This window comes from Microcystis sp. M109S1 (genome assembly GCF_020247025.1).
In the GTDB taxonomy this organism is placed as follows: Bacteria; Cyanobacteriota; Cyanobacteriia; order Cyanobacteriales; family Microcystaceae; genus Microcystis.
This window is the reverse complement of the sequence record NZ_JADBRW010000235.1, coordinates 1-6,865: the sequence shown is the minus strand read 5'-3', so window position 1 is coordinate 6,865 and position 6,865 is coordinate 1. Positions and strand designations below refer to the sequence as shown.

The window sequence follows — 6,865 nt, the reverse complement described above, 5'->3', positions numbered from 1 at the left end:
TAAATCCTTATCTGGCAAGAGATTTAATTGATTAGTTCGCTCTAGATCAAAAACAATTGACAAAAATCGCTAAATGCCTTTCTATATAAGGGTTCCATCCCTTATAACCCCCGTCCATTGCATAACACAAACCGAAGAGCCTAAATAATCAGTCTTTAATAACCGGATTTAGTATTATTTAACCTTTAATCAAGGCTATCACCGGGCAACCAATCTTCTATCACCTGCGCGATAGTATAGGGACAAAACTCTGGAAAAATGCTAAGGACTAAACCTGTTTGTCTGGCGGCTTCTTGACGCGCTCTGGTATATTCCTTGTCCAAAATTTGCGCGGGATAACTGCGTAAACTGGGACTATCCTCTAATTTACGACGAATTTGCGATCGCCCATCATTGATGGAATCCAGCCAACTATCGGAGCGCCTTTGGGGTTGATATTGCCACTTGAGGAGATGAATCAAAATTCGCTCCATTTGAGAACCGATCGCACTGCGTTCACTTTTCCCCAAATCCTCGATTTCCTCGATTAAATGCTCCCAGTCAATGGCATCCCAGCGTTGTTCCCGCAAAAGTTGAGCCGTATCCTGGGCCCAGAGAATTAAATCGCAATCGTAGGTGGTTGGCATAACCGGTTCCCCGTTTTTCAAGCTTTTCTGGTGGTATTGTGGGGCTAATTGTGTTAAGTTAACGATCCAGCGTTTTCTTAATGATAACTGATTACCGTTCGCTTACAGCCCCTTCCGCAGTTCTAGAGTTTCCCAAAACCAGAGACCTTGCGCCTCACCATTAACAAAAATATAGGTTTACAACATATATACTAATTTGTCAATAGGTAGTAATATTTAATCTACTTATACTTCGAGTTTTGACCTGAAAATGGGCGATCAATAGAGCAGCAATTATTGTAGTTGGGTTGACCCAAGGAAACCCAACAAAGAGTAACCTTTGGGGTGGTTGGGTTTCGCTTTTTCCAGCGAATTGAGCTATTTTCGCCCCAGTATTGTTTCCCTCAACCCAACCTACGATGCTTAGACTCACAGCTTCAATCAATGTGCATGGTGCGTTCCCCAAAATCGATCGCTTAAGCGGTAGAAGTTGCCCTAGGAAACGCACCCTACAAGATTGCGATCGCACTAGGACTACAAGAGCGGCATCGCACTTAGACTCACAACTTCAATCAATGTGCATGGTGCGTTCCCCAAAATCGATCGCTGGAGCAGTAGAAGTTGCATTAGGGAACGCACCCTACGGCTGGGGCGGGGAGAATCCCCCGCCGTCCACGTGCAAGCGGTTGTTAACCCCGCTCATTTTGGGACGCAAATTTTATTTTGGATGCCACAATTCCAGTAATTCGGATACCAATTTTTGAAGTTCAACGACTTCTTTTTCCAAGTTTTGCGATTGATAACCGTGAACTAACTGATTCCTAACAGTGAGTAGTTCTGTGGTTTTATCAAATTGCTCGATAGAAAGTTCACCTTGTGAGTATAGATGCCTTATTAGGGATGATGTTGGGAAACGCTCTATTGGGATTGAAGCTTGTTCTGCTTGTTTACGCATCGTGGCTTCAAATATTCCCCAAAACGCTAAGAATGCCCCTTCAATTTCGCCAAGAGAAAGGAGCTTTTCCGCTTTTTCTTTTCTGGTAAATATTTGTTCCCACGAAAGTAAAAGTTTTTCACTTTTTTGCTCTGATTCATTAAGAGAAATATCATCTCCCGTAACCAGCAAAAAGCGCCAACCGTTGTGCTGGGCGATAGTTTCAGCAAGTTCACGAAACTGATCTACTGATACACGGTTGGCGTTGCTCTTTATTTCGATAATATAGCCGTCATTTTCAGATTTCATTGCCAGAAGGTCAGGGCGATATGAACCTAAGTTAAAAGGCAGAGTTTGCCTTTGAGGTTCAATAAAAACCCTATAGCCTTCTTTCTCATACCTTTGAGCGACTCTTCTCATAAGGGCATCGTGAATTTCTTTTGGGCTATTCATATCAAATAATTCTCCAGTGGCTGAGCGTCGGTTATCCTGACATAAACGCATTCTGTACCTGATAATATGCCATCAACAAGTAACACGGGGTGCTTTGCTATATCAAACACACCTGTTAGTGGACGCCGGTGAGATTCTACATCGGATATTAATAAATCGTCATCATAAATTGCCCCAACAAGAGCGTCCTGAATGGGCTTGATAATATTATCAACATCTACAGGATCATCATCGCAAAGGTAAATCAAAGTTAAATGCAACTCGTTGCCGCTATGGGGAGCGCCTGACCAGTCTTTGCAGGCTTCAGCACAGACAAAATTTTTCCATGATTGGAGATTCTTTCGGTTTTTTGTCTGCAAAGAAACTGGGCGTTTAGGTATTAGGAACTCAAACCACATTGAAACTCCAACGTTATTTTAAATACAAAGAAGGGGCTAACTACATATTATAGGTCAACTTTTTGCATAACAATTTCCAGAGTAACGATATGGGTCAACTTTCTGTATGTCACCCGTCATACAACATATATACTAATTTGTCAATAGGTAGTAATATTTAATCTGCTTATACTTCGAGTTTTGACCTGAAAATGGGCAAGGGGATGACCACGAGCCTAGGGGATTATGCAAGGGTGAACAACTTATCGGCAGGTTTCCAGGCCGCTCCCCAATAACTGATCACTGAAAGACGGCTAAACTAAAAAGGCGTGCTAAAATCAGCATATCTAGGGTCGCTTGTGTAGGTGATGGATAGGCTATGTTTGAAAGATTTACGGAAAAAGCCATTAAAGTAATCATGCTCGCCCAAGAAGAAGCCCGCCGCCTTGGCCATAACTTCGTGGGAACAGAGCAGATTTTACTAGGACTAATTGGAGAGGGAACGGGAGTTGCCGCCAAAGTCCTCAAGTCCATGGGTGTCAATCTCAAAGATGCGCGCGTGGAGGTGGAGAAAATCATCGGTCGCGGTTCCGGATTCGTAGCCGTGGAAATTCCCTTCACCCCCAGAGCCAAACGAGTTTTAGAACTCTCCCTCGAAGAAGCCCGTCAACTGGGCCATAACTATATTGGCACAGAACACCTCCTTTTAGGACTAATTCGCGAAGGGGAAGGTGTGGCCGCTAGGGTTCTGGAAAATCTCGGCGTGGATCTCTCGAAAGTTCGCACCCAAGTGATCAGAATGTTAGGGGAAACCGCCGAAGTGGCCGCCGGTTCATCTTCCCAAGGTCGCACTAAAACCCCCACTCTTGATGAATTCGGTTCCAATCTAACCCAAATGGCCAGCGAGGGTAAACTCGATCCCGTGGTCGGCCGACAAAAGGAAATCGAGCGCGTTATCCAAATTCTTGGCCGTCGTACCAAAAATAACCCAGTCCTGATTGGGGAACCGGGGGTAGGTAAAACAGCGATCGCAGAAGGATTGGCCCAACGCATCGCTAATAAGGATATTCCCGACATTCTCGAAGAAAAACGGGTTGTCACCCTCGATATCGGCTTGCTAGTGGCGGGAACCAAATATCGCGGCGAATTTGAGGAACGCCTCAAAAAAATCATGGACGAAATTCGCCAAGCGGGTAACGTCGTCCTTGTTATCGATGAAGTTCATACTCTCATCGGTGCTGGGGCAGCCGAAGGGGCGATCGATGCGGCCAATATTCTCAAACCGGCTTTGGCCCGAGGAGAACTGCAATGTATCGGTGCGACGACCTTGGATGAGTACCGCAAACATATCGAACGGGATGCGGCTCTAGAAAGACGTTTTCAACCGGTTATGGTCGGTGAACCCTCCGTAGAAGAAACGATCGAAATTCTCTACGGTCTCCGGGAACGCTACGAACAGCACCACAAACTAAAAATCTTAGATGAGGCCCTGGAAGCGGCGGCGAAATTGTCCGATCGCTACATTAGCGATCGCTTCTTACCGGACAAGGCGATCGATTTAATCGATGAAGCTGGTTCGAGAGTGCGCTTGATTAATTCCCAATTGCCCCCAGCAGCCAAGGAATTAGATAAAGAACTGCGGCAAATTCTCAAACAAAAAGATGATGCGGTGCGCGGTCAAGACTTCGAGAAAGCCGGGGAATTGCGCGATCGGGAAATGGAAATCAAAACCCAGATCCGTAATCTCGCTTCCACCAAAAAAGGCGAAGATGGCAACGATGAACCCTTTGTTGACGCGGAGGAAATCGCTCACATCGTCGCTTCTTGGACTGGGGTTCCCGTCAATAAACTGACCGAAACCGAATCCGAGAAACTGCTGCACATGGAAGATACCCTGCATCAGCGTCTCATCGGTCAAGAGGACGCAGTTAAAGCGGTGTCTCGCGCCATTCGTCGCGCTCGCGTCGGTCTGAAAAATCCCAACCGTCCCATTGCTTCCTTTATCTTCTCCGGTCCAACGGGGGTGGGTAAAACCGAGTTAACTAAAGCTCTGGCCGCTTATTTCTTTGGTTCCGAAGATGCGATGATCCGTCTCGATATGTCGGAATACATGGAACGGCACACGGTTTCTAAGTTAATCGGTTCACCTCCGGGTTATGTTGGTTACAACGAAGGGGGACAATTAACGGAAGCGGTGCGTCGTCGTCCTTATACGGTGGTGCTATTCGACGAAATCGAAAAAGCTCACCCCGATGTCTTCAATATGCTTCTGCAAATCCTTGAAGATGGACGTTTGACCGATGCCAAAGGTCGCACGGTGGACTTTAAAAATACCCTGTTGATCATGACCTCGAACATCGGTTCTAAAGTCATCGAGAAGGGTGGCGGTGGTTTAGGTTTCGAGTTTGCCGATAATCAGGCCGAGGCCCAGTATAATCGCATTCGATCGCTGGTTAATGAGGAATTAAAACAATATTTCCGTCCTGAATTCCTTAACCGTCTCGATGAGATTATTGTCTTCCGTCAACTCAATAAGGAAGAAGTCAAGGAAATCGCCGAAATCCTGCTCAAGGATGTGTTTAAACGTCTGACAGAACAAAATATTACTTTGTCTGTTACTGATAAGTTTAAAGAACGCTTGATCGAGGAAGGTTATAATCCGGCCTACGGCGCTCGTCCCCTACGTCGTGCTATTATGCGTCTGTTGGAAGATGTTCTGGCTGAGGAAATTCTCTCCGGACGGGTTTCTGATGGGGATACGGCCATGGTCGATATCGATGAGGAAGGTAAGGTGAAAGTTATTTCGGGAGAAAGACGCGAGTTAATCGCTCCCGTGATGGAATAAATTCTAACTGGAATTAGTTAAATAAAAGGTGGGCTTTTTGCTCACCTTTTCTCGTAAAAATAGGAGAAAAAACTGTGATGAAAGTATGGGTTGTGGGTTGTGTATTGTTGTTTTTATTGGTAGAATTTTATCAGTGGGCGAAGGGTTTTATTTTGTCTTTACCTCTCTATATTTTTGCGGGAGTTTTATTATCGATCACTTCTAATTATTATCAAGATATGAGCAATTTATTTGCTAGAAATGAACAGGTTTATCAAACTGCCAGTTTAACTGATATTCCTCCTATTTTGACGGCAGAAAACGCAATTACCAGCCTAGAAGCGGCAGATCAGAAGATAGTAAAAAGCGGTGTCGCTGAATCAAGACATGAATACTAAATTGTGCCTCCTATCCACAAGTTACCTTAGTGCTAGGTTTTAAAAATTGCCGAGAGGACAATTGATACTTAAAATCAGCAACGCCCTATAAATTTTCAAACAGATCCTAAAAATAGATGATCATGAAAACAGTCACAAAAGTAGCTCTTATTGCCCTACTCTGGATAACAATAATCAATCCGGCCAACTTACCTCCAGATACCGATGTTAGGCTAAGAATGGCCCATGCTCTGTGGACAGGAACTGAGGAAGTTTCTTTACCCCCAAATTATCATCCTTCCTCTCGATTAGACCATGTTGGTGTTTTAGGAGTAGATGGAAAACGATATGAAGCTTATGATATGGGACAATCCTTATTAATGTTGCCCGCAGATTGGATTGGCACTCAACTCTCTAAAGTTTTTCCTAGTATTAAGCCTTATTTATTACGAGAATTTGCGGTTAGTTTTCTTGTAGTTATCCCTCTAAATGTATTAGTTGTTCTCTCTTGTTATTGGTTACTTAGACTATTTGATTTTCAGGAGAAAATTGCGGCATCTGCTAGCTTGATTTGGTTGCTAGGTACTACCGTTCTCCACTATGCACAAACTTTTCAACAAAATAATCCAGTGCTACTTTGTGTGATTTTAGGTTATGCTTGTGCTTTAGCTTATATTAAAACTAACAAAGTACCTTATGTTTTTTTGAGTGGATTGGCAAGTGGCAATTTCTTGGGAACCATCGCTACTGCCATTATCGGCGATTAGCACCTCTCCCGCAATTTGCTGTCGTTCCAGATAATCTCGTGCTTTGCCGATACAGGTGGCCAGGGTTTCCGCCTCGTTGAGACAGGGCATGACGATGGATAATTCTAGAGTAGGTATCTGCTCATTAGGGTCGGCAGCTGCCATGACCGGATTTTCCAGCATAACAATCGCGGTGGAGTCGTTTTGCCCAAGAGTATAACAGGTTATGTACAGCAGTGGTCTAAATTGTTAGCACGCAATCTGCTGATTCTTTTTCATCGAAAATTTTGGGTCTGAAACCCCGTCGTTCTACGACGGCTTTACCGTTAAATACTAGCGCATTTACCAAATATATGCTAGAATGTAAGACATGGAGAAAGCCTATTGGTTCCGATTTTACCCAACACCCGAACAAGAGTCGCTATTGCGGCGCACTTTGGGCTGTGTAAGATTAGTTTACAACAAAGCTCTCCACGAACGAACACAAGCATGGTACGAAAGACAAGAAAGAGTAGGATATGCTCAAACTTCTTCAATGCTAACCGATTG

General features: G+C 44.3%; 6 protein-coding genes and 2 pseudogenes. 4 read left to right on the top strand and 4 right to left on the bottom strand.

All coding sequences use genetic code 11. The annotated features are described in order from the left end of the window. Positions 1–185 precede the first annotated feature (185 nt). From IM322_RS11810 to IM322_RS11800, 3 genes are all read right to left on the bottom strand, one after another. Positions 186–626 carry a DUF29 domain-containing protein gene (locus IM322_RS11810; protein WP_287673476.1) on the bottom strand — a complete coding sequence of 147 codons (441 nt, stop codon included), beginning with the start codon at positions 624–626 and terminating at the stop codon, positions 186–188. Between the two features lie 697 nt (positions 627–1,323). Then, on the bottom strand, positions 1,324–1,992 hold the full coding sequence (locus IM322_RS11805; RefSeq protein WP_287673477.1) for a hypothetical protein: 669 nt from the start codon (positions 1,990–1,992) through the stop codon (positions 1,324–1,326). After that, on the bottom strand, positions 1,989–2,390 hold the full coding sequence (locus tag IM322_RS11800) for a RusA family crossover junction endodeoxyribonuclease (protein ID WP_287713215.1): 402 nt from the start codon (positions 2,388–2,390) through the stop codon (positions 1,989–1,991). The genes IM322_RS11805 and IM322_RS11800 overlap by 4 nt, the downstream gene beginning before the upstream one ends. 358 nt (positions 2,391–2,748) lie before the next feature. Here IM322_RS11800 and IM322_RS11795 point away from each other — a divergent pair, with 358 nt between their 5' ends. From IM322_RS11795 to IM322_RS23330, 3 genes and pseudogenes are all read left to right on the top strand, one after another. Further along, complete coding sequence (locus tag IM322_RS11795; protein ID WP_287673479.1) at positions 2,749–5,214, top strand: ATP-dependent Clp protease ATP-binding subunit; 2,466 nt, start codon at positions 2,749–2,751, stop codon at positions 5,212–5,214. A gap of 77 nt (positions 5,215–5,291) precedes the next feature. After that, positions 5,292–5,572 (top strand): annotated as a pseudogene (locus IM322_RS11790) (hypothetical protein). Positions 5,573–5,713: 141 nt separating this feature from the next. Next, the gene (locus tag IM322_RS23330) at positions 5,714–6,337 is read left to right on the top strand and encodes a hypothetical protein (RefSeq protein WP_502863324.1); all 624 of its coding nucleotides are present in this window, start codon (positions 5,714–5,716) and stop codon (positions 6,335–6,337) included. Here IM322_RS23330 and IM322_RS11785 read toward each other — a convergent pair. Continuing rightward, positions 6,290–6,499, bottom strand: a pseudogene (locus tag IM322_RS11785) (glycosyltransferase); the annotation flags it as partial. The gene IM322_RS23330 and the pseudogene IM322_RS11785 sit on opposite strands and share 48 nt — an antisense overlap. Positions 6,500–6,686: 187 nt before the next feature. On the opposite strand from IM322_RS11785, the gene IM322_RS11780 reads away from it, so the two are divergent. Continuing rightward, positions 6,687–6,865, top strand: a 179-nt coding sequence (locus IM322_RS11780; protein WP_287713216.1) for a helix-turn-helix domain-containing protein, incomplete at its 3' end; no start/stop codon positions are given.